At 42.4% G+C, this 23,260-nt stretch carries 22 protein-coding genes and 1 pseudogene; 19 read left to right on the top strand and 4 right to left on the bottom strand.

Annotation, left to right across the window (positions count from 1 at the left end; genetic code table 11):
* Nucleotides 1-48: 48 nt before the first annotated feature.
* Both mutY and STRDD13_RS02355 read left to right on the top strand, forming a co-directional pair.
* On the top strand, nucleotides 49-1,203 hold the full coding sequence (gene mutY, locus STRDD13_RS02360; RefSeq protein WP_067101375.1) for an A/G-specific adenine glycosylase: 1,155 nt from the start codon (nucleotides 49-51) through the stop codon (nucleotides 1,201-1,203).
* Nucleotides 1,200-1,649, top strand: a complete 450-nt coding sequence (locus STRDD13_RS02355; protein ID WP_067101372.1) for a low molecular weight protein-tyrosine-phosphatase — start codon at nucleotides 1,200-1,202, stop codon at nucleotides 1,647-1,649. The genes mutY and STRDD13_RS02355 overlap by 4 nt, the downstream gene beginning before the upstream one ends.
* Before the next feature lie 149 nt (nucleotides 1,650-1,798).
* Here STRDD13_RS02355 and STRDD13_RS02350 read toward each other — a convergent pair.
* From STRDD13_RS02350 to STRDD13_RS02335, 4 genes and pseudogenes are all read right to left on the bottom strand, one after another.
* Nucleotides 1,799-3,513, bottom strand: a pseudogene (locus STRDD13_RS02350) (phospho-sugar mutase).
* Between the two features lie 72 nt (nucleotides 3,514-3,585).
* Nucleotides 3,586-4,155 carry an ECF transporter S component gene (locus STRDD13_RS02345; RefSeq protein ID WP_067101369.1) on the bottom strand — a complete coding sequence of 190 codons (570 nt, stop codon included), beginning with the start codon at nucleotides 4,153-4,155 and terminating at the stop codon, nucleotides 3,586-3,588.
* On the bottom strand, nucleotides 4,142-4,690 hold the full coding sequence (gene coaC, locus STRDD13_RS02340; protein ID WP_067101366.1) for a phosphopantothenoylcysteine decarboxylase: 549 nt from the start codon (nucleotides 4,688-4,690) through the stop codon (nucleotides 4,142-4,144). The genes STRDD13_RS02345 and coaC overlap by 14 nt, the downstream gene beginning before the upstream one ends.
* Nucleotides 4,691-4,694: 4 nt before the next feature.
* Nucleotides 4,695-5,375 (bottom strand): phosphopantothenate--cysteine ligase, encoded by a 681-nt coding sequence (locus STRDD13_RS02335; RefSeq protein ID WP_067101362.1) that lies wholly within the window; start codon nucleotides 5,373-5,375, stop codon nucleotides 4,695-4,697.
* Between the two features lie 201 nt (nucleotides 5,376-5,576).
* Here STRDD13_RS02335 and STRDD13_RS02330 point away from each other — a divergent pair, with 201 nt between their 5' ends.
* From STRDD13_RS02330 to STRDD13_RS08410, 17 genes are all read left to right on the top strand, one after another.
* Nucleotides 5,577-7,247: a formate--tetrahydrofolate ligase gene (locus STRDD13_RS02330; protein WP_067101359.1), complete on the top strand. Its 1,671-nt coding sequence runs from the start codon at nucleotides 5,577-5,579 to the stop codon at nucleotides 7,245-7,247.
* 70 nt (nucleotides 7,248-7,317) lie between these two features.
* Nucleotides 7,318-7,836 (top strand): GNAT family N-acetyltransferase, encoded by a 519-nt coding sequence (locus tag STRDD13_RS02325; protein WP_067101356.1) that lies wholly within the window; start codon nucleotides 7,318-7,320, stop codon nucleotides 7,834-7,836.
* A 445-nt stretch (nucleotides 7,837-8,281) separates the two neighbouring features.
* Entirely contained in the window at nucleotides 8,282-9,358 is a 1,077-nt protein-coding gene (locus STRDD13_RS02315) for an aspartate-semialdehyde dehydrogenase (RefSeq protein WP_067101350.1), read from the top strand.
* Between the two features lie 85 nt (nucleotides 9,359-9,443).
* Entirely contained in the window at nucleotides 9,444-10,379 is a 936-nt protein-coding gene (gene dapA / locus STRDD13_RS02310) for a 4-hydroxy-tetrahydrodipicolinate synthase (protein ID WP_067101347.1), read from the top strand.
* 89 nt (nucleotides 10,380-10,468) lie between these two features.
* On the top strand, nucleotides 10,469-10,807 hold the full coding sequence (locus STRDD13_RS02305) for an ATP cone domain-containing protein (protein WP_067101344.1): 339 nt from the start codon (nucleotides 10,469-10,471) through the stop codon (nucleotides 10,805-10,807).
* A 917-nt stretch (nucleotides 10,808-11,724) separates the two neighbouring features.
* Entirely contained in the window at nucleotides 11,725-12,579 is an 855-nt protein-coding gene (gene ylqF / locus STRDD13_RS02300) for a ribosome biogenesis GTPase YlqF (protein WP_067101341.1), read from the top strand.
* Nucleotides 12,566-13,336, top strand: a complete 771-nt coding sequence (locus STRDD13_RS02295) for a ribonuclease HII (RefSeq protein ID WP_067101338.1) — start codon at nucleotides 12,566-12,568, stop codon at nucleotides 13,334-13,336. Before ylqF ends, STRDD13_RS02295 begins: the two co-directional genes overlap by 14 nt.
* A 149-nt stretch (nucleotides 13,337-13,485) precedes the next feature.
* Nucleotides 13,486-14,328 (top strand): DNA-processing protein DprA, encoded by an 843-nt coding sequence (gene dprA / locus STRDD13_RS02290; protein ID WP_067101335.1) that lies wholly within the window; start codon nucleotides 13,486-13,488, stop codon nucleotides 14,326-14,328.
* A gap of 225 nt (nucleotides 14,329-14,553) precedes the next feature.
* Nucleotides 14,554-16,638: a type I DNA topoisomerase gene (gene topA / locus STRDD13_RS02285; protein ID WP_067101332.1), complete on the top strand. Its 2,085-nt coding sequence runs from the start codon at nucleotides 14,554-14,556 to the stop codon at nucleotides 16,636-16,638.
* A gap of 267 nt (nucleotides 16,639-16,905) precedes the next feature.
* Nucleotides 16,906-17,337 carry a zinc ribbon domain-containing protein gene (locus STRDD13_RS02280; protein WP_067101329.1) on the top strand — a complete coding sequence of 144 codons (432 nt, stop codon included), beginning with the start codon at nucleotides 16,906-16,908 and terminating at the stop codon, nucleotides 17,335-17,337.
* A gap of 9 nt (nucleotides 17,338-17,346) precedes the next feature.
* Complete coding sequence (locus tag STRDD13_RS08195; protein ID WP_082781160.1) at nucleotides 17,347-17,577, top strand: double zinc ribbon domain-containing protein; 231 nt, start codon at nucleotides 17,347-17,349, stop codon at nucleotides 17,575-17,577.
* Nucleotides 17,574-19,004: a zinc ribbon domain-containing protein gene (locus tag STRDD13_RS02275; RefSeq protein ID WP_067101325.1), complete on the top strand. Its 1,431-nt coding sequence runs from the start codon at nucleotides 17,574-17,576 to the stop codon at nucleotides 19,002-19,004. Before STRDD13_RS08195 ends, STRDD13_RS02275 begins: the two co-directional genes overlap by 4 nt.
* Complete coding sequence (locus STRDD13_RS02270; RefSeq protein WP_067101321.1) at nucleotides 19,001-19,345, top strand: TcaA NTF2-like domain-containing protein; 345 nt, start codon at nucleotides 19,001-19,003, stop codon at nucleotides 19,343-19,345. The genes STRDD13_RS02275 and STRDD13_RS02270 overlap by 4 nt, the downstream gene beginning before the upstream one ends.
* Before the next feature lie 168 nt (nucleotides 19,346-19,513).
* The gene (gene uvrC, locus STRDD13_RS02265; RefSeq protein ID WP_067101319.1) at nucleotides 19,514-21,298 is read left to right on the top strand and encodes an excinuclease ABC subunit UvrC; all 1,785 of its coding nucleotides are present in this window, start codon (nucleotides 19,514-19,516) and stop codon (nucleotides 21,296-21,298) included.
* 71 nt (nucleotides 21,299-21,369) lie between these two features.
* Nucleotides 21,370-21,495, top strand: a complete 126-nt coding sequence (locus tag STRDD13_RS08190) for a DUF4044 domain-containing protein (protein WP_082781159.1) — start codon at nucleotides 21,370-21,372, stop codon at nucleotides 21,493-21,495.
* Between the two features lie 82 nt (nucleotides 21,496-21,577).
* Complete coding sequence (obgE, locus tag STRDD13_RS02260) at nucleotides 21,578-22,894, top strand: GTPase ObgE (protein WP_067103156.1); 1,317 nt, start codon at nucleotides 21,578-21,580, stop codon at nucleotides 22,892-22,894.
* Nucleotides 22,895-22,939: 45 nt separating this feature from the next.
* Entirely contained in the window at nucleotides 22,940-23,107 is a 168-nt protein-coding gene (locus STRDD13_RS08410) for a hypothetical protein (protein ID WP_156471229.1), read from the top strand.
* Nucleotides 23,108-23,260: the final 153 nt, after the last annotated feature.

Raw genomic sequence — 23,260 nt, 5'->3', positions numbered from 1 at the left:
AAAAGTCACTTTCTTTATTCCTGTTTTTAACTATGGTATACTAGCATTATGATAAACTTTAGTGACTATGGCATAGAAATGTGGCCTGAGGAGCGGATTGAAGCATTTCGAAAGAAACTTCTTTCGTGGTATCATGAGCATAAACGGGATCTTCCCTGGCGGAGAACGCAAGATCCCTATGCTATTTGGGTATCTGAGATTATGCTCCAACAAACAAGGGTCGATACTGTGATTCCCTACTATGAACGATTTTTGAATTACTTGCCTACAGTTCATGATTTAGCCCATGCATCAGATGACTTGCTTTTAAAATTATGGGAGGGTCTGGGATATTATTCGCGTGTTCGCAATATGAAAGAAGCAGCTCAACAAATCCTCGAACGCCATGGGGGACAATTTCCCTCTCGCCATGAGGACATCGCTCGCTTAAAGGGGATTGGACCCTATACAGCTGGGGCTATTTCCAGTATTGCCTTTGGACTTCCGGAACCAGCTGTTGATGGAAATGTCATGCGCGTGGTTAGTCGTTTATTTGAAGTAGACTACGATATCGGAATTCCAAGTAATCGAAAGATTTTTCAATCCATTATGGAGGTTTTAATTGACCCTCATTATCCTGGCGATTTTAATCAAGCTATGATGGATTTAGGTTCTGATATCGAATCTCCGGTGAATCCTCGTCCAGAGGAAAGCCCGGTGAAAGATTTTAGTGCAGCCTATCAGCATGGGACAATGGACCGTTATCCTATCAAAGCCCCTAAAAAAAGGCCCATTCCTCAACGACTCCAGGCGCTAATTATCCGCAATGAACAAGGTGAGTTTCTCCTAGAAAAAAATGAAGAAAAGGGCTTGTTATCCGGTTTTTGGCATTTTCCCCTTTTCGAGCTTCAAGGTCATTCGGACGATTCAAAGGAAGCAGGCGAGTCTGCCATTGTTTTTTCAGAACAAAGAGATGTGAAGAAGTGGTTTGCTTCAACCTACGGGCTGGAGATAGACTGGGAGGAAAACGTATATCCGAAAGTTCAACATATCTTTAGCCACCGGAAGTGGACGATTGAGATTTTGAGTGGCCTTTCAAAAAAAGAATGCCCTAACAGCCCTCATCTAAAGTGGGTTTCTGTGTCCGATTTTCATGAGTATCCCTTTGCAAAACCACAACATAAAATGTGGGATGCCTTTCGACAAGGAGAAAGAATAGAATGAACGATCAAAAAATCAAGATTGTATTTGTATGTCTGGGGAATATTTGTAGAAGTCCCATAGCTGAGTTTGTTATGAAATCCCTTCTAGGTGATCGTTGTGCGATTGAAAGCCGTGCAACCTCTAGTTGGGAGCATGGAAATCCTATTCATTCCGGTAGTCAAGAAGTGATGAAAGAGCACGGAATTTCGTTTGATAGCTCAAAATCATCTCAGCAGATTGATTTGGTCGATTTTTCGCATTTTGATTACATCATTGGGATGGATCAGTCTAACCTGCGTGATCTAAAGCAGATGGCTCCCCAGTCACTTCATCATAAGATTTATGCTTTTTCGGAGCAAGATATTCCTGATCCCTGGTATACAGGAGACTTTCAAGAAACCTATGATCTCATTGTACAGGGCTGTCAGGATTGGAAGAGCCGTCTGTCCAAGTCCCATCATTTTTAATTGACTAGTCTTAGCATTTGAAACTTTATTGAAGATCAAGTTCTGTACTTTACAGGACCTGGTCTTTTTCTATCCAATAGAGCATCAAAAAACCCCAATATTAGAAAACAGTGTCTAACATTGGGGTGTGACATGGAACGTGTCAGTGCTTATCCAATAAATGTGTTTATTTCAGCTTCAATTGCTGCGATTTTATCCTGGGCGTCTTGATTGTCTTGTCCGATGGTTGCAAGATAAAATTTATTTTAGGTTCAGTACCCGAAGGACGAACAGCGATCCAAGATCCATCTGCCAACGTATATTTGAGGACATTGCTTGGAGGAGTGGTTAGTTTTTCAACACCTTGAGCTGAACGAGCTGTCTGCTCTAAGAAGTCTTCTACTTTGACTACTTGTGATTGGTTGAAGTGTTGAGGTGGAGTCGTTCTAAATTTATCCATAATGGCTTTGATTTGCGCTGCCCCATCTACTCCAGAGAGTGTGACAGAGATGGTTTTTTCAGCGAAATAACCGTATTCCCGGTAAATTTCGTCTATGCCATCTGCCAAAGTCATTCCACGAGAACGGTAGTAGGCTGCAATTTCAGCAACAATTAGAACAGCTTGAATGGCATCCTTGTCTCGAACAAAAGGTTTAATTAAATAGCCGAAACTTTCTTCAAACCCAAACATATAGGTGTAATTGTTGACATCCTCGAACTCTTGGATTTTCTCTCCGATAAATTTAAATCCTGTAAGGACGTTAAACATCTGCGCACCGTAGCTTTCAGCAATCTTCGTAACAAGATCTGTAGAAACGATAGATTTGCACAGAGCAGCATTTTCAGGCAATGTCCCTGCTGATTTGTGAGCTTCCAGAATGTATTTAGCAATCAGAGCACCAATTTGATTGCCTGAAAGATTCAAGTAGCTACCATCTGGTTGGCGAATCTCAACTCCAAGTCTATCAGCATCCGGATCAGTTGCAACAAGAACATCCGCATCGACCTTTCTTCCTAATTCTTCCGCAAGGGCAAAGGCGGATTGGCTTTCTGGATTAGGCGATTTTACGGTCGAGAAGTCTGCATCTGGAATCGCTTGAGACTCAACGACCTGAACTGCAGCAAATCCAGCTTGAGCGAGGGCACGACGAGCTAACATTTCTCCAGTTCCGTGTAGTGGCGTATAGACAATTTTCATGTCTTGTCCGTATTCTTGAATCAAGGAAGGGTTAATAGTGACGGATTTGACTTCTTTCAAATACTCGGCGTCAATCTCTTCACCAATCACCTGAATCAGTCCTTGTGCTTTACTTTCTTCTAAGTCAGCGAGCGCGATGGTAAAGGGCTGTTGAATAGCACGGATATAGTCCGTTAAAGCATCAGCATCTTGAGGGGGCATTTGTCCACCGTCTTCTCCGTATACTTTATAGCCATTGAAAGGTGCTGGATTGTGACTAGCTGTAATCATAATCCCAGCAGTGGTTTTTAAGTGACGGACAGCAAACGATAGCTCTGGTGTAGGTCGAAGACTTTCAAATACATAGGATTGGATACCATGTGCAGCGAGCACTTGGGCAGATTCGAATGCAAATTCAGGGGAGAAATGACGGCTATCATAGGCAATGGCCACACCACGTTTTTTAGCTTGTTCACCTTTGGATTCGATAAGTTGGGCAAGGCCTTCTGTTGCTTGCCGGACTACATAGACATTAATCCGGTTTGTCCCAGCACCAATCAATCCACGCATACCAGCCGTTCCAAATTCAAGAGTCGTATAAAAGGCATCTTCTTTGGTCTTTTCATCCATTTCAAGCAACTCTTCCCGGAGGTAAGCAGGCAAAGCCTCAAAATCAAGCCATTTTTGATAGTTTTCTTGATAGGTCATAATTCTCTCCTTTATAAATGGTTATCGCTTACATTATAACATGATGAAAAAAAAATCACGATTATTCGTGATTTATTGACTTATTTTTTTAAGACGTGGGACGATGGAGATGGTTAAAACAACTGAGAGAACAGCCTCAGCGATTGAATTTGTTCCAAGAACGACAGCGAGTAACTTTTGAACATCTCCATTATAGACATTCGCAAAGAGGAAGAAAATTCCTCCAAGGACGAAGATTGTATTGGTCAATGAGCCAACAGCTCCGGCAAGACCTAATCCAAAAGAAGACTTGTTCCATCGATATACCAAAGAAGGTGTGATCCCAATCAGAACACGCGGTATCACAGCAATGAAGATAGAATAGAGATTTCCTTTTTCTACGAAGGGCGAAAAAAGGTAACTCGACGCTTGTAAAATGATGGTGTTGTGAAGGATGCTCATGAACCCCATTAGAAGACCGAGACTCGCACCGATCTTTGGCCCATAAAGGATGGAAGCAATGATAACAGGGATATGAACCAAAGTTGGATGAATTTGAAATGGAAGAACGCTAAAAATGATAGTACCAACAATATCCAGAACAATCATAGTCGCAAAGAAAATAGAAATCGTAGCAAGTTGATTGGATTTATTTCTTCTCATTGAGGGACTCCTTTACTAGGTCAAGAATGACAGAAAGATCTGCCAGGGCACCGGTGCCAATATCTCCACAAGCTAGAAGCGACTCTCTAGGTGCAATTTCAACAAAGCCATCTTCTTTTAAAAGGGCTATGTTCCGCTGTGTAGCTGGGTGAAAATACATATTGGTGTTCATGGCTGGTGCTACTAGCTTGGGTGTCTCTGGTGGTAAAGCAAGAGACACAGCTGACACCATATCATTGGCAAATCCATGCGCTAGCTTTGCAATCGTATTGGCAGATGCTGGGGCTAAAAGAAAAAGATCTGTTTGTTTGGCAATATCAATGTGTTTGATGGATTGTGGATCTTCTTCTAAAAGCAAGTCTGTTTGCACTTTATTTTTGGTAAGAGATTGTAAAGTTAAGGGGGAGATAAATTCTGTAGCGGAAGAGGTCATGAGCACTGTCACCTGATGACTCATTTTTGTGAGCTGGTTGGCTAAGTCTGCCGCTTTATAGGCAGAAATAGAGCCAGATACCGCAAGGGTAATATTTGCCATAAGTTTATCCTTTTGTTTTTCTATAAATCAAGTCAGCCAGTTCGTCTTTTGTATGGGCGATCTCCACCTGATCTTGTGAAAGTAGGTAAGCCAAATGTTGGTCTCCATCAATTTGATGGAGGTCATTTGCAACGATAAAGTCTGCATGATTTTTTTTCAGACTTTCCCGAGCAACATGCAATAATTCTTCTAGAGAAACTCCGACTAACAACTTAAACCCAATCAGTCGAATCGCTGGATTCCACTTTTTAATCATGGAAATTAATTTGGGAGTTTTTTTCAAGAAGAGAACCTGGATCTCATCAGAAGAAGAAATTTTCAATTCTTGATTTTGATTCTGAGCGAGACCCTGCAGGTCCTCTGTCTGCAAGACTGAATCAAGACCTGTCATGTATGTCGGACTGTAGTCAGATACCGCCATCGAATGCACGATCACATCATGGTGAGGGACTTGTTCTTGTAAAGCTTGTTCAAGACTTTTGACAGTATCTACCAAAATGATCGTTAAATGAGGGTGGGAAGCAGGTTTCTCAGACCGTTTGGTGGTGATCAGAGTGACCTCGTCGCCATGGGTGAGATAGGTTTCAGCGATTTTAGCACCAAGACGGCCTGTGGAATGGTTGGTGATAGAGCGAACGCTATCAATGGGTTCACTCGTTCCACCTGAGGTAATTAAGACTTTCATAGCAATATTTTACAAGAAAAGGCCGGGTAAGTAAAGTTTCAAATCGAATGGAGAATTAGCTATTATTTCTGATTGAAAGAAGTATAAAGAGGAATGAAAGTAAGAAGAAACCGAACATTTATCCTTGAAAAGTTCAAAAAAACGTCGAAATTGCTTCCTTATGATACAATATGATTAGAAAAGAATAGAGGAGTCATCAAAATGAAGACAGATATCGAAATTGCTCAAAGTGTGACACTTAAGCCAATCGTTGATGTGGTTGAAAAGCTTGGCTTAACCTACGATGATTTGGAATTGTACGGAAAATACAAGGCTAAACTTAGTTTTGATAAGATTCGGCAAGTAGAAAAGAATCCAGTCGGGAAGTTGATTTTGGTGACGGCGATCAACCCAACTCCTGCTGGAGAAGGGAAATCCACCATTACCATCGGTCTTGCGGATGCATTGAATAAAATTGGGAAGAAAACCATGATCGCCATTCGCGAACCGTCTCTTGGACCTGTGATGGGGATTAAAGGTGGTGCAGCGGGTGGTGGCTATGCCCAAGTCCTTCCCATGGAAGACATCAATCTTCACTTTACTGGGGATATGCATGCCATTACGACAGCTAACAATGCCCTTGCTGCCTTGATCGATAATCACCTGCACCAAGGAAACGAGCTTGGAATCGACCAACGTCGCATTATCTGGAAGCGGGTTGTGGACTTGAATGACCGTGCGCTCCGTCATGTGACAGTAGGACTTGGTAGCCCACTCAATGGGATTCCGCGTGAGGACGGTTTTGACATTACCGTAGCTTCTGAAATCATGGCTATTCTTTGTCTAGCAACCGATATTGAAGACTTGAAACGCCGCTTGGCCAATATTGTCATTGGTTATCGTTTTGATCGCACCCCTGTGACAGCTGGTGATTTGAAGGTTGAAGGAGCTTTGGCGCTCATCTTAAAAGACGCCATTAAACCAAACCTGGTGCAAACCATCTATGGAACACCTGCATTTGTTCACGGCGGGCCGTTTGCCAACATTGCTCATGGATGTAACTCTGTCCTTGCGACGACAACAGCCCTTCACTTGGCAGACTTTACCGTGACAGAAGCTGGATTTGGTGCGGATCTTGGTGCTGAGAAATTCTTGGATATCAAGACACCGAACTTGCCAACCTCTCCAGATGCAGTGGTTATTGTTGCGACCCTTCGCGCCCTTAAGATGAATGGTGGTGTTGCGAAGGATGCTTTGACAGAAGAAAATGTGGAAGCGGTTCGTGCTGGCTTTGCTAACCTCAAACGCCACGTTGAAAACATCCGCAAATTTGGAATTCCAGCAGTTGTGGCGATTAACGAATTTGTCTCTGATACAGAAGCAGAAATTGCAGTTTTGAAAGAACTTTGTGCTTCAATCGATGTTCCAGTTGAACTAGCAAGTGTCTGGGCAAATGGGGCTGAAGGTGGCGTAGCGCTTGCGGAAACTCTTGTTGAGACGATTGAAAAAAATCCTGCTAATTACACACGTCTTTATGACAACGATCTTTCTGTGCAGGAAAAAATTGAAAAGATTGTGACTGAAATCTACCGTGGTAGCAAAGTGAACTTTGAGAAGAAAGCTCAAACGCAAATCGCTCAAATCGTTCAAAACGGTTGGGACAAATTACCAATCTGTATGGCTAAAACTCAATATAGCTTCTCAGACAATCCGAATGCCCTTGGAGCACCAGAGAACTTCGAGATTACCATTCGCGAATTGGTACCAAAACTCGGTGCAGGCTTTATCGTAGCTCTTACCGGTGATGTGATGACCATGCCTGGACTTCCAAAACGACCAGCCGCACTCAATATGGATGTTGCTCCAGACGGGACAGCTATTGGTTTATTTTAGTCAATGAATTTCAGGAAGAGGGCTGCAAAGCCTTTTTCTGCTCTTGTAAGATGGATGAGAGGAGGTTTACATGGAGATTAGACATGTCCGGATAGAAGATGCGTCGGATTTGCGATCAATCTACGCACCATATGTGACAAATACAGCGATAACCTTTGAATATGCTGTTCCTTCTGTTGCAGAATTTGAAAGTCGAATTGACAAGATTGTGCAAGATTATCCCTATTTAGTCGTCGAAGTGGAGGGAAGGATCGTTGGGTATGCCTATGCATCCCCATATTCTGAACGCGCGGCGTATCATTGGGCGGTAGAGCTGTCCATTTATATGGATGAATCGGAGCGTGGGAAAGGACTGGGAAGACTTTTATACAAGGCATTAGAAAAGGAGCTCTTAAAGCGTGGCTATTTACGTTTTTTAGCCTGTATCGCGCTCCCAAATGATGCGAGCATTCAGTTTCATCAAAAGCAGGGATACCAACAAGTTGCTCATTTTCCTAACATTGGGTATAAGTTTCACAAGTGGCACGATATTATCTGGATGCAAAAGTCTATCGAAGGAGAAGCAGACTCCTTGAATGGCTGCTTCTAGGATTTTTCCCTTGTGTGAACGACTCTTTTATGATATAGTAAGAGTGTGCGATGAGTCGATTGGCAGATTATCTGCCCATTGAAGCATGGGAGGTCATAGACGCAGGAGCGGACCTTGGTGAGCTGTGTGAACCAGTTCATCACATGAAGATGCCCCTAGTCCTTAGTTTTTGAACTAAGGACTTTTTTTATCTTACGCAAAGGAAAGCCAAAGCTTGTTAGAGCGATCTAAAGAAAGGAAAACATTGGCTCTATCACCCGTTGAGGAATCGTATTTTAAGGATGCAAAGCTGGATACTCGATTTAAGTCAGTGCCTGGATATTTTTCTCGATTTCTATCCCGTCAACTGAACATATTTTCAGATGGAAAATGTGTATAAGGCTTTTCAACTGAGTCTGAAAAGAGTATAATAATACTATCTATTTTTATTTATGAGGAGACTTTTATGGGGTATACAGTAGCGGTTGTAGGTGCGACAGGAGCCGTAGGGACACGCATGATTCAAGAGTTGGAACAATCTAATCTGCCGATTGATCGTTTGCGTCTGTTGGCATCAGGACGTTCAGCAGGGAAGGTTTTAACCTACAAAGGTCAAAATATCACGGTGGAAGAAACGACAACTGATGCTTTTGAGGGTGTCGACATTGCGCTATTTTCAGCAGGGGGATCAATCTCAGCAAAATTTGCACCATATGCTGTAAAGGCTGGCGCTGTAGTGGTGGACAATACCTCTTATTTCCGACAAAACCCCGATGTCCCTTTGGTGGTGCCAGAAGTGAATGCTCATGCCTTGGATGCCCATAATGGAATCATCTCTTGTCCGAACTGTTCAACCATTCAAATGATGGTCGCTTTGGAACCGATTCGTCAAAAGTGGGGGCTAGAGCGAGTGATCGTTTCTACTTACCAAGCCGTTTCCGGTGCAGGTCAGTCAGCCATCAACGAAACCCTTCGTGAAATTAAAGAGGTCATTGATGAAGGGGTCGAACCCAAAGACCTGCAGGCGGATATTCTGCCATCTGGTGGGGATAAAAAACATTACCCAATCGCCTTTAATGCTCTTCCACAGATTGACGTCTTTACAGACAATGACTACACTTATGAAGAAATGAAGATGACTAAGGAAACCAAGAAAATCATGGAAGACGACCGTATCGCTGTATCAGCGACCTGTGTCCGGATTCCAGTCCTTTTCTCTCATTCTGAGTCTGTCTATATTGAAACAAAAGAAGTAGCCCCTGTTGAAGAGGTCAAAGCAGCGATTGCTTCCTTCCCTGGTGCTGTTTTAGAAGATGATGTGGCCCACCAAGTCTACCCACAAGCTATCAATGCTGTTGGAAAACATGAAACTTTTGTTGGGCGTATTCGCAAAGATTTGGATGCTGAAAAAGGCTTGCACATGTGGGTGGTTTCAGACAACTTGCTTAAAGGGGCAGCTTGGAATTCTGTTCAAATTGCTGAAACACTCCATGAACGTGGTCTCGTTCGTGCAACGGAAGAACTAAAATTTGAGCTCAAATAAGCAAGGGCCAAGCTCATTTTATGGATTGAAAAGAGGGAGAGAAAGAGAATTTCCTCCCTCTTGCTATAAGCTAAAAAGGAGAGATATGTCATATAACGATTTAAAAGACTGCAAACTCATCACCGCTTTTATCACGCCTTTTCATGAAGATGGGGCCATCAACTTTGATGCAATCCCTGCTTTGATTGAACACCTCTTAGCCCACCATACCGATGGCATTTTACTGGCTGGTACCACTGCGGAAAGCCCAACTTTAACCCATGATGAGGAATTAGAGCTCTTTGCAGCGGTGCAAGAGGTAGTAGCGGGACGCGTTCCTTTGATTGCTGGGGTGGGAACCAATGACACACGTGATTCCATTGAATTTGTGAAAGAAGTTGCTTCTTTTGGAGGCTTTGCGGCAGGTTTAGCCATTGTTCCCTACTATAACAAACCCTCACAAGAAGGCATGTATCAGCATTTTAAAGCCATTGCGGACGCTTCTGATTTACCAATTATTATCTACAATATTCCTGGTCGGGTCGTGGTAGAAATGACCCCAGAAACCATGTTACGCCTAGCTGACCATCCGAATATTATCGGTGTCAAAGAGTGTACTAGCTTGGCGAATATGGCCTACCTCATTGAAAACAAGCCAGAAGAATTCTTAGTATACACAGGGGAGGATGGAGATGCCTTTCATGCGATGAATTTGGGAGCTGACGGTGTGATATCTGTTGCTTCTCATACCAATGGCGACGAGATGCATGCCATGTTGGAAGCTATTGAGCATAATGATATTAAAGCAGCAGCGGCTATTCAACGGCAATTTATTCCAAAAGTCAATGCCCTCTTCTCTTACCCAAGCCCAGCTCCTGTGAAAGCTGTTTTAAACTATCTTGGATTTGCAGCAGGTCCAACACGCTTGCCTTTGGTACCGGCCCCTGAAGAAGAAGCCAAACGCATTATCAAAGTCGTAGTAGATGGAGACTATCAAGCCACAAAGGAAACCGTTACCGGCGTCTTGCGTCCTGATTATTAAAAATGTCTTTCAAGAGAGATTTCAAACTTGACAAATGGCCTTTTTCAACAGATAATAAAAGTAAGAATATTCGCTAAGGAGGTGCAAGTATGCAAGTAATCAAACGTAGTGGTGAAATAGTGGACTTCGATCCTGAAAAGATTTACCAGGCGATTTTGAAGGCTGCTCAAACGGTTTATGTAATTGATGAAACCTGGCGTCAAAACCTGGCACAGGTTACGAAAAAAGTGATGTTAGATTTGGAAGAAGCACAGACAGAGCGTCCAACTATTTCCATGGTTCAATCACAAGTGGAACATCGCTTGTTAGATGCTGGTTACATCACGATTGCAGAACATTATATTTCCTACCGTCTCCAAAGGGATCTGGAACGAAATGGATATGCTGATAAGATTGCGGTCCACCTGCACTTTGAACAATTAAGATAAGAATAAGAGGTCAGAATTTATTTCTGGCTTTTCTTCTTTCAGCAAATGGTCCTCACCAAGTTTTCTTACAGCTCTTGCTATCCTATCTGTTGGCTCAGACTTCTATCTGAAAAAAGAGTATAAGTATCAAGAGATTGAAGCGTTGGATAGTGAGTCTAGAATGATTGCCCTTAATGACTTAAAATTTATTTTCAGAAATAGAAGTGTGTCCTCAGGGGATCTACGAAATAGAGTTAGCTTCACAGACGGATAGTGCCCCAGTACGAAAGATGAACAAATTTTTCATGAAATCCCTAGACGGACTTTCGTGCTTCTCTTAAGGCACTAAAAACGGTGACGAGTTAACATAATAGTGTTCGAGAGAAAATGAGACATTTGCTTACTTTTTAGATACTAGATAAACTCATCAGAGGTTAATCACTATCTACTGACCATTGAATAATGGTTATGCAACAGGTTTGCATGAAAAATGTCTTGCAATTCTTGACCTGTATGAAAAAGTGTATTTTAAAGCCAAGCATAGAAGAAGAAAAAATGATAAAATAGCTGAGTATTCATCTTTTCTTTTCTCGTTGTCCTGTCATCGTTTTTATAAGAAAACGAAGGTCAATCGATGATCGATAAATCAAATAGGAAGATCACATCAGACCATTTAGAGGAACCGTGTTCCGATTACTGGCAAACAGAAAAGAACTTCTATAACTTTTTTAAGGAATACGTCAGAAGCTTTTATGCGAGCTGAGAGAGAACTTCACATCAAATTTGATGTCAGATTGGAAGAAGTCTCTCTGATCAAAAGGGAGACCATTGTTCCTTTTCGTGAGCGAACAGAAAAAGGTTATTAGCTTTTGATTCGTCAATCAGAAAAACAGTAAAACAGGTCTTGAAAGACCTGTCATATCAAAGGAGAAACATTCATGGCTACTATTCAATGGTTTCCAGGACACATGTCTAAGGCGCGACGTCAAGTCCAGGAAAACCTAAAACATGTGGATTTTGTGACGATTCTAGTGGATGCACGTTTACCATTATCTAGTCAAAATCCCATGCTGACAAAAATTGTTGGGGACAAACCAAAATTATTGATTCTAAACAAGGCCGACTTAGCGGATCCTACTCGAACTAAGGAATGGCGCAGTTATTTTGAACAACAAGGTCTTAAAACCCTTGCCATCAACTCAAAGGAGCAGTCTACGGTGAAATTGGTCACAGATGCTGCGAAAGAATTGATGAAAGAGAAGCTGACCAAGTTGCGGGAACGTGGGATTCAAAAAGAAACCTTACGGACCATGATTATTGGAATTCCAAATGCAGGGAAATCTACTTTGATGAATCGGTTGGCTGGAAAGAAAATTGCTGTTGTTGGGAACAAACCTGGTGTGACCAAGGGACAACAGTGGCTTAAGTCCAATAAGGAGTTAGAAATTCTGGACACACCAGGGATTCTCTGGCCGAAGTTTGAAGATGAGGTGGTCGGGTTAAAATTAGCCTTAACAGGTGCTATCAAGGACCAGCTCTTACCGATGGATGAGGTGACAATTTTTGGTCTGAATTACTTTAAACAGTACTATCCAGGCCCCTTGAAGGAGCGTTTTAAAGGCATCGATTTAGAGGCAGAAGCTCCAGATATGATCATGACGATGACGCAAAAGTTAGGATTTCGAGATGATTATGACCGCTTTTACTCCCTTTTTGTCAAAGAAGTTCGTGATGGAAAGCTTGGTCGCTACACCTTGGATCTGGTAGGGGTGGATGTAGATGGCGACCATTAAGGAAATCAAAGAACAACTGTCCCTTTTAAAGAGTTTGTCCGATCCCCAATGGAGTGCATTTGAAGCAGATTCTCGCGCTGGTGTGCAACGCGCCATCCAACAGCGTCGTCAGGCCATTCAAAAAGAAAAGGCAGAAGAGGACCGTCTAGAAGCCATGCTTACTTATGAAAAAGACTTGTATAAAAAGGGTTTTAATTGTATTGCAGGGATTGACGAAGTAGGACGTGGTCCTTTAGCAGGTCCAGTGGTCGCAGCGGCAGTGATTTTGCCCAAAAATTGTAAAATTCAAGGACTGAATGATTCGAAGAAAATTCCCAAGAGTCGGCACCTTGCTATCTATCACGCTGTGTTGGACCAGGCCATAGCCGTGGGGGTTGGGGTGATGGATAGCCGAACCATTGATGAGGTCAATATCTATGAAGCGACAAAACTGGCTATGAAAGAGGCTTTCTTCCAACTAGCAGTCCTTCCAGACTTTCTACTGATCGATGCAATGAAGCTAGACTTGCCTACGCCACAAGAGTCGATTATTAAAGGAGATGCGAATTCCTTATCCATCGCGGCGGCCTCTATCGTGGCCAAAGTGACACGGGACCAGATGATGGCAGCGTACGATGTGCAATATCCGGGATATGGCTTTACTAAAAATGCAGGATATGGAACCAAAGAACACCTTCAAGGATTGGAAAAACAAGGAGTTTGTCCGATTCATCGACAATCTTTTGAGCCTGTGAAGTCCATGATAGCCAAATCTTGATTCTATTTTCGCATATTTCACCTATCTTAGAAAAAAGATGTTCTTCCATTTGGAGGGATTTCTTTTTGTCTCTGAGAACGAATCCAATGATTTTTAAGTCCTTCTTTATCTCTATTTCCTTTTCGAATAAATAAATGAGAGGAGTAGATATGAATAATTTTGAACTTTACAAATTACAACGTGCTGGACTACAAAACCATCAGATTTTAAAGGTTATCCACTATGCCAAAATGCACAAAAAGTCTCTGTCCTTAAGGGATGTAGCGGTTGTGTCCGAATGTCGAAAACCCGTATTGTTTATGGAAAACTACCGGAGCTTAGATCTTCTTGCTTTGAAGAAAGAGTTTAGGAAATATCCTACGATATCTCTATTGGAAGAAGACTATCCAGAGCAATTAAAGGAAATGTATGATCCGCCAGTCTTACTCTTCTACCAAGGAAACAAGGAATTATTAAAGCTTCCTAAGATAGCAGTAGTCGGTGCGCGTGATGCAACGAAGATCGGTATTCAGTCGGTCGAAAAGGTCATTGCTGGTCTAGAGGGCAAGTTTGTGATTGTCAGTGGATTGGCCAAAGGGATCGATGCGGCAGCCCACTATGCTAGCATTCGAAATCAAACGCCTACCATTGCAGTGATTGGTACAGGTCTTGATATTTCCTATCCCAAAACAAATGCTCGATTGCAAGAGTACATCGGGAAGCATGGGTTGATTCTGTCGGAATATGGTCCCGGACAAGGTCCTCATAAATTCCATTTTCCAGCAAGAAATCGGATTATTGCAGGTCTATCGATGGGCGTTATCGTCGCAGAAGCTCGAATCCGCTCTGGAAGTTTGATTACCTGTGAACGAGCGATGGAGGAAGGGCGAGAAGTTTTTGCGATTCCGGGGGATATCCTCAGTGGCCATTCAGCTGGTTGTCATTCCCTGATCAAAGAAGGCGCTAAGTGCATCACGTCGGGCTTAGACGTTCTTTCAGAGTATCCTTTTTGAAGCTCGTTTTCCTATAGGAAAAAATATTTTCTTGACAGGTCTAGAATTTTAGTTTATTCTTTTTTGTGTTGTGAGTAGGAAAGTTCCCGTGGGGAGGCCTCCTATTTTCGATTTTCATACGGAAAAACAAATCATTTCCTCCTTTTCTTTTTACAATTTGAACAACTTAGGAAAAGTAGGAACTTGTGATGCTATTTTGAAAATCCAATCCAAAGGAAGAGTGCTATGGCAACTGTTACCAAGAAAAAGAAAACTGTCAAGAAGAATCTTGTGATCGTAGAGTCACCTGCAAAAGCAAAAACCATTGAAAAATATCTAGGCCGTAGTTATAAGGTTGTGGCCTCTGTTGGTCATATTCGGGATTTAAAAAAATCTTCGATGTCCATTGATTTTGACAATGACTACCAGCCCCAGTATATCAATATTCGTGGAAAAGGTCCTCTGATCAATGATTTGAAAAAAGAAGCTAAAAAGGCCAAACAAGTCTACCTGGCAAGTGACCCGGACCGGGAAGGAGAGGCGATTGCTTGGCATTTAGCCCATATTTTAAACTTGGATGAGTCTGAAAAGAATCGTGTCGTTTTTAATGAGATTACAAAGGACGCGGTTAAGGATGCATTCAAGGAGCCTCGAACGATTAACCAAGATTTGGTAGATGCCCAACAAGCTCGTCGTGTTTTAGACAGGATTGTCGGTTACTCTATCTCTCCAATCTTATGGAAAAAGGTCAAAAAAGGCTTGTCAGCAGGGCGCGTGCAGTCTGTTGCCTTAAAGTTAATTATCGATCGTGAAAATGAAATCAAAGCTTTTAAACCAGAAGAATATTGGACGATTGATGGGACCTTTAAGAAGGGAAACAAGAAATTCCAAGCGAATTTTTATGGTTTAAACGGCAAAAAAATGAAGCTGGAAACCAATGAGCAAGTACAAGAAGTATTGGCTCGGTTGACCAGTGATGATTTTACCGTAGAGCAGGTCGAAAGAAAAGAGAGAAAACGTAATTCTCCTCTACCGTATACCACATCTAGCATGCAAATGGATGCGGCGAATAAAATCAACTTCCGAACTCGTAAGACCATGATGGTGGCGCAACAACTCTATGAGGGAATCAATGTCGGCTCTGGCGTGCAAGGGTTAATTACCTATATGCGGACAGACTCTACACGGATCAGTCCGTTAGCACAAGGACAAGCCGCTCAGTTTATTAAAGAAACTTATGGTGAGCACTATTCTCGAAACGGAAATCGTGTCCGAAACGCGACCAGCGCACAAGATGCTCATGAGGCAATCCGTCCATCAAATGTGAATTTAACACCAGAGTCTATTGCCAAATATTTGGATAAGGATCAGCTGAAACTGTATACTCTTATTTGGAATCGCTTTGTTGCCAGTCAAATGACTGCGGCTATTTTTGATACGATGAATGTCCGTTTGGAACAAAATGGTGTGGTCTTCACCGCAAATGGAAGTCAAGTCAAATTTAACGGCTATATGATTGTATACAATGACACGGACAAAAATAAAATGCTCCCGGATATGGAAAAAGGTGATATTGTTCAACGTTCGGTCACTCAACCTGAACAGCATTTTACCCAGCCACCGGCTCGCTATTCAGAAGCGACCCTCATTAAGACATTGGAAGAAAACGGTGTGGGACGCCCATCTACCTATGCCCCAACGATTGATACCATCCAAAAGCGATACTATGTGAAATTAGCTGCCAAACGGTTCGAACCAACTGAGTTGGGTGAGATTGTCAATAAATTAATCGTGGAGTTTTTCCCAGACATTGTCAACGTCACATTTACGGCAGAAATGGAGCAGAAATTGGATGATGTTGAAATCGGGAAAGAAGAATGGCAGCGAGTCATTGATGAGTTTTATCAGCCTTTCAAAGTGGAATTGAGTAAAGCTGAAGAGGAAATGGAAAAGATTCAGATCAAGGATGAACCTGCTGGTTTTGACTGTGATGTCTGTGGTCATCCGATGGTGATTAAACTCGGTCGATTTGGGAAATTTTATGCTTGTAGTAATTTCCCAGACTGTCGAAATACCAAGCAAATCGTTAAATCGATTGGTGTGACCTGTCCAGAGTGTCATAAAGGTCAAATCATTGAGCGCAAGAGCAAGCGAAATCGCCTATTTTACGGATGTGATCGCTATCCTGAGTGTGAATTTACGTCTTGGGATAAGCCAGTCGGACGTGACTGTCCAAAGTGTCACGCGGCCTTAGTCGAGAAAAAAGTACGTGGTGGTGGCAAACAGGTCGTATGTCCAAACGGAGACTACGAAGAAGAAAAGACCAAATAAAACGGACTTGGAAAAGTTTGCAAATCGTTTTTATTCTGTTACATTTTCAAATAAGAGAACATTCCTAGGAAGTCTAGCTTATGTGATAAGCGTTAGGCAGTTGTCCTAGGGATGTTTTCTTCTTTCGCGTAGAATGTTTGGAAATGGAACAACCAGTCCAAACATGTCTCTCTCGCTAAATCATGGTATAATGTTTACGAAAGACGGTTTATAATCAGGTATGATCCGGAATGAAACTGATTTATAGAATAACGGAAGGAGATTAGGATGCATTCATTCGAAGAAATTCGTCATCAGTTAGAACAAGTTGACTCTAGGGCGTTAGAAGAATCCTTACAACCCTTGCAGGACTATCGTGATCAACTGATCTATCAGCTGGGGCTGATGGTCTATCAACAAGAAATGAACCAACCAATGGGAGTCTTTCCTCAGCAAATTGCAGGGATTTTAGATTCTTATTATCGGCTTTACCATAGTCAAGAAATCCTCCAAAAAAGATGGGAGGAGGAGCAATCCTTATTATGCCCAAATTGCGGATATCAGTCTGAAGCAAGTGACCGATTTTGTGGAAATTGTGGGACCAGACTTGAAGGGACTAGGGAGGCAGTTCAGCCATTTCCGATGAAAACCTGTACAGTTTGTCAGACGGAAAATCAGCTCGAAAATCGCTTCTGTGTTTGCTGTTCACATGCTGTCTAGGAGAGAGAGATGAGAAAAATCTGTTCAAAATGTGAAGCGATGAATGATGAGCGGGATTTATTCTGTTCATCTTGTCAGTCAGCGCTGGATTTACCGCATACTTCAAGAGTAGTCCAAAAGCCGATTTCTCACTGTTATCATTGCCAAAGTGCAGTCAGTGGACAAAATTTTTGTGGAAGATGTGGCGCACCAGCTAGTCAGATTCAGATCACTCAGGTCAAGAAAGAGGGGGAACGATGAATTTTTGTACGAATTGTGGGAAGAAAAACGACCATGGTCAGAAATTTTGTACGAATTGTGGTAGTTTCTTGCGTACGAAAGATGAAGATAAACCAGTAGAGGAAAGTTATCTGTCTAAACAAGGAATGCCTGACTCAACCATTCCGAGAGAGGCAGGATCTTCACCCTTACCTTCAGAAGGGACGATCGAGTCAGTGTCTGAGACAAGTACCCAGCCGGCTCCCGATGCGCCTCAGCTATCAGAAAATCAAGGTTTGGCTTTTGAACAAGAGGACTGGACAAGACATACTACAGTCGAGGCAGGACAGTATCCAGACGAATTGATTGATGATGGATTTCCGGATCCTCGGACTCTCTTAGCAGAGTCAGGTAGCAGCCCATTTGAGGCTGGGGTGTTACCAACATCTGATGATCACCCTTCTGTGGAACCGGAATACTCAGCGGCGGTCGCCAAAGATTCAAGCCCGAAAGTAAAAGGAAGTTCTAAGAGTGGGAAGTCACGAAAGAAACGCATTGTCTTTCTACTGTCCTCTTTGCTTCTTTTACTTGGTCTTGTGTTTGGATATTTTTATATTTCTTCGATTTCAGGAAAGCAGGTAGCGATCGATCAGTTTACGAAGGCTGTATCGGAAAAAAATTATAGCCAAGTTGCCAAGCTCTTATCAACCTCTAAAGATGAGTGGACAGATACTGAGGCAGAGAGTTTTGTGACTTATCTAGAGGAGCAAAATATCCAACTGCAGACTGCTTTAGAAGATAGTGCCCGAACGGATACACCTGTTTCGGATAAGAATGGGAATCAGTTGTTAAGTGTCGAGAAAGATCAAAAGATATTTGTCTTTTTTGATCAATACAAGATCACTTCTCATCCGATCAAGGTAACTGTCCAAACCAATTTGTCGGGTGTAACAGTAGCTGGAAAAGACTTCAAGAAGGCAGAATCAGCTGAACTAGGGCGTTATCATTTTGCTAGTCAAAAGTTTCCTGTAAAAGCCACGACCAATGTTGGAGACTTTCAGACGGAGCTCATCCTTCAGTTGAGTGAAGTAAAAAATAATCAGCTTGATTTAGTTGTTGAGACCAGTGAAAAAACATTGCGGGTTACGCTTCCATCTGGTATTCCAGCCCTATCAAATGTGAAGCTCTATGCCAATGATGTGCAGATTGGGAATGCCTTAAATACGAGAATCCCAGTCATTAATGATCAAAAATTAGAAGTCTATGCAACCTTTACTGTCGCCGGGCAGGAGCTTACAACGGAAAAGAAAACACTGACTGCATCAAGTCAATCGAACGTGTTAGAGGCCGATTTGTCCTTAACCAGTGATGCGCAGACGAAATTAGACAAAGCGCTTGCGGACTTGAAGAAGCAGGAGGAAGAAAAAAGGAAAAAGCAAAAGCCAAGGAAAAACTCAAATCAGATGTGACGGACTTTCTTCAAGACTATCGAGATGCCGTCTTTGAAGGGGTTAAAAATCGCACGGCTAACTATAGCAAATACTATGATAACGATAGTTTATTTGAAGAAATGAAAAAATGGACGACGCAGGAAGTAAAAGATAAATACATCGATTACTATACGCCGATTGAGTTGACCGTTCAAGAAATTTCTGAAGATGGGGATACGATTACTGTTAAGACACACGAAGAGTTCCGTGTAACTTATACCAAATCAAGTATCAAAGAAAATGTCAATAAACGAGATAAGGTCTATACCCTTAAAAAAACAGGAAATAGTTTTGTGATTACGAACCTCGTCACGAACTAGTTTCATTTTATTCATGCCAAGAAAGCACGCGCATACGCTAGGCTGTCTTGGCTTTTTTATCTTATCGCTTATGGGCTGACTCTTCTTGCTTCTTAGGAAGGAAAAGAGTGATGAGACCAAGCTAGATTGGAAAAAGGGAAAAAGAGGGAAACGTGGTATAATAGCAGTATGAATTCATGGATAAGACACAAATTGGAATTGCTACCGGATAGTCCGGGTTGTTACATTCACAAGAACAAATTTGGGAAAATCATTTATGTGGGGAAGGCTAAGAATCTTCGAAATCGCGTACGTTCCTATTTTCGAGGCTCCCATGATACCAAGACAGAAGCTTTAGTCGCAGAAATCGATGATTTTGAGTTTATTGTGACGGAATCCAACATTGAAGCTCTCCTGTTAGAAATCAATCTGATACAGGAAAACAAGCCTCGCTACAATATCATGCTCAAGGATGATAAGTCCTACCCTTTTATTAAGATTAGCAATGAACGGCATCCTCGCCTTTTGATTACACGTCAGGTCAAGAAGGATGGTGGACGGTATTTTGGTCCCTATCCAGATGTTAATGCGGCCAATCAAACCTTGAAATTATTGAATCGACTTTTTCCGTTCCGAAAGTGCAAATTACCTGAAAATAAATATTGTCTCTACTACCATTTGGGCCAGTGTCTAGCACATGGTGAACAGATGCCCAGTCGAGCGGACTATGCTAGGATGACAGAAGAAGTGGCCCAGTTTTTAACAGGACATGACGACAAAATCATCGACGACCTAAAGCGTAAAATGCAGACAGCTGCGACAGAAATGGAATTTGAAAAGGCTGCAGAATATCGGGATCTTCTTCAGTCTATCGCAACCTTACGAACCAAGCAACGGGTGATGGCCAAAGACTTGCAAGATCGCGATGTTTTCGGCTATTATGTCGACCGGGGTTGGATGTGTGTTCAAGTTTTCTTTGTACGGCAAGGAAAATTGATTGAACGGAATGTGCAGTTATTTCCTTACTATAATGAGGCAGAGGATGATTTTTTAACCTTCATTGGTCAATTTTATCGGGAGCAACAACACATCATTCCCAATGAAGTATTGATCCCAAAAGATATTGATAAAGAGTCAGTGGAATACCTAGTAGACACCAAAATTTTGCAGCCTCAACGGGGGGAAAAGAAACAGCTGATTAATCTAGCAATCAAAAATGCGCGCGTGAGTTTGGAACAAAAATTTAGCTTGGTCGAAAAGGATTATCAAAGAACCCAGGGTGCAGTGAACAATATTGGAAAACTCCTTGGGATCTCCACTCCGCGTCGGATTGAAGCATTTGATAACTCGAATATTCAAGGGACTAGCCCGGTCGCTGCAATGGTTGTATTTGAAAATGGACAAGCCAATAAGAAGGAATATCGAAAATACAAAATCAAGACCGTTGTGGGACCGGATGATTATGCTTCTATGCGTGAAATCTTAAGGAGACGCTATGGTCGTGTGAAACGAGAAGGCTTACCCCAGCCAGACTTAATCGTTATTGATGGCGGGCAGGGGCAAGTAAGCAGTGCCAGACAGGTCATTGTGGATGAGTTAGGTCTATCCATTCCCATAGCTGGTTTGCAGAAAAATGAGAAACATCAGACGCATGAACTCTTGTTTGGAGAGCCCTTACAGGTTATCCCTTTGGAGCGCCAGTCTCAGGAATTCTTTTTGTTGCAACGGATACAAGATGAAGTTCACCGATTTGCTATCACATTTCATCGGCAGCTTCGGTCGAAAAATTCCTTCTCGTCAAAATTAGACGATATTCAAGGTTTAGGACCAAAGCGGAAGCAATCCTTGCTCAAGCATTTTAAATCGATGAGTGCTCTTCAAGAGGCTTCTATCCAAGAAATTGCAGAAGCAGGTGTCCCTTATAAGGTGGCAGAAGCCGTTCATCAGAAGTTGACGAAAGAGAAGGAACATTGAATTTCATAGCTTTTCATGGTACACTAATAAAGACAATTCAAGAAAGATTATACAGAAAGAAGGATTAGCCTATGGCTTTTGGAGAAGAAAAACATAAAAAGTCTACATTTGAAAAAATTACGTTATTTGTCATTGTCATTATGGTCCTAGTAACGATTGCCGGCCTATTGCTACAAGCGATCAGTGCAATCTGGTAATAAGATAGGATAAGGAGGACTCCCTCCTTTTCCTTTGCAGGACGAACCATATGATGAATGGGAAGGAGTCGAAAAGGTAAAAATGAGTATGTTTTTAGATACAGCAAAAATTTCCGTTAAAGCTGGTAAGGGTGGTGACGGGATGGTTGCCTTCCGCCGAGAAAAATATGTCCCCAATGGAGGTCCTTGGGGGGGCGATGGAGGCAAAGGGGGCTCTGTCATCTTTCGTGTCGACGAGGGATTGCGAACCCTGATGGATTTTCGCTACAACCGGAAGTTCCGCGCCAAAGATGGTGAAAAAGGAATGACTAAGGGGATGCATGGCCGGGGTGCAGAAGATCTAGTTGTCCGTGTACCACAAGGGACAACCGTTCGGGATGCTGAGACTGGTAAGATTCTCACTGATTTGGTCGAAAATGGGCAAGAATTTGTGGTTGCTCGTGGGGGCCGTGGTGGACGAGGCAATATTCGTTTTGCGACACCAAAAAATCCTGCACCAGAAATCTCCGAAAATGGAGAACCTGGCGAGGAACGTCAGTTGGAATTGGAGTTAAAAGTTCTAGCTGATGTTGGGTTGGTTGGTTTTCCATCTGTGGGTAAATCCACTCTACTTAGCGTGATTACTTCAGCAAAACCAAAAATTGGAGCCTATCATTTTACAACGATCGTTCCGAATCTTGGGATGGTTCGCACCAAATCTGGAGAATCCTTTGCTGTTGCGGATCTTCCGGGACTGATAGAAGGAGCCAGTCAGGGTGTCGGATTGGGGACTCAATTTCTCCGCCACATTGAGCGGACGCGGGTGATCTTGCATGTCATCGATATGTCAGCTAGTGAAGGACGGGACCCTTATGAAGACTATTGCCAAATTAATAAAGAACTGGAGACATACAATCTCCGTCTCTTGGAACGTCCGCAAATCATTGTGGCCAACAAGATGGACATGCCAGATGCTGCTGAAAATCTAGAAGAATTCAAGAAAAAATTGACCTCCAGCTACGACGAGTTTGATGACCTGCCTATGATTTTCCCTATTTCGAGTTTAGCGCATCAAGGATTGGAAAATCTCCTGGAAGCAACAGCAGAACTTTTGGAAAAAACGGATGAGTTTCTACTCTATGATGAAGCGGATTTCCAAGAGGAAGAAGAAGTTTACTATGGATTTGATGCGGAAGAACGTCCTTTTGAAATTCACCGTGATGATGATGCCGCTTGGGTCTTGTCTGGCGAGAAATTGGAACGTCTCTTTGTCATGACCAATATGGAGCGGGATGAGTCTGTGATGAAATTTGCCCGTCAATTAAGGGGAATGGGAGTAGACGAGGCGCTTCGTGAACGAGGAGCCAAAGATGGCGATATTGTCCGTCTAGGCAACTTTGAGTTTGAATTTGTAGATTAGGATAAAGGGCACCTGGAAGATTTGCGACAGGTGCAGGAGGTAGGAATGGGAGATAAACCCATATCTTTTAAGGATAAGAACGGAAATTTTGTCTCAGCAGCAGATGTGTGGAATGCTGAGAAGTTAGAAGAGCTTTTTAATACGTTGAACCCTAATCGCAAATTGCGCTTAGAACGAGAACGTCTCGCAAAAGAAAAAGACGTTGCAGAGTAAGTAGCTGTTGAGCCGTTTTGAAATAAGACCTGAACGATCGTCTCTAAGTGGACTTACACTGGATAGAAATAAATAATGAAACACTAGCTTAGGGAGGCCTATGCTAGTGTTTTTGACTTTTCAGATAACCGGATGGTGGAAAGACAGAATAAT

The sequence above is a fragment of the Streptococcus sp. DD13 genome (assembly GCF_001578875.1).
Lineage (GTDB): Bacteria > Bacillota > Bacilli > Lactobacillales > Streptococcaceae > Streptococcus.
This window is presented reverse-complemented; position numbering and strand designations above follow the sequence as displayed.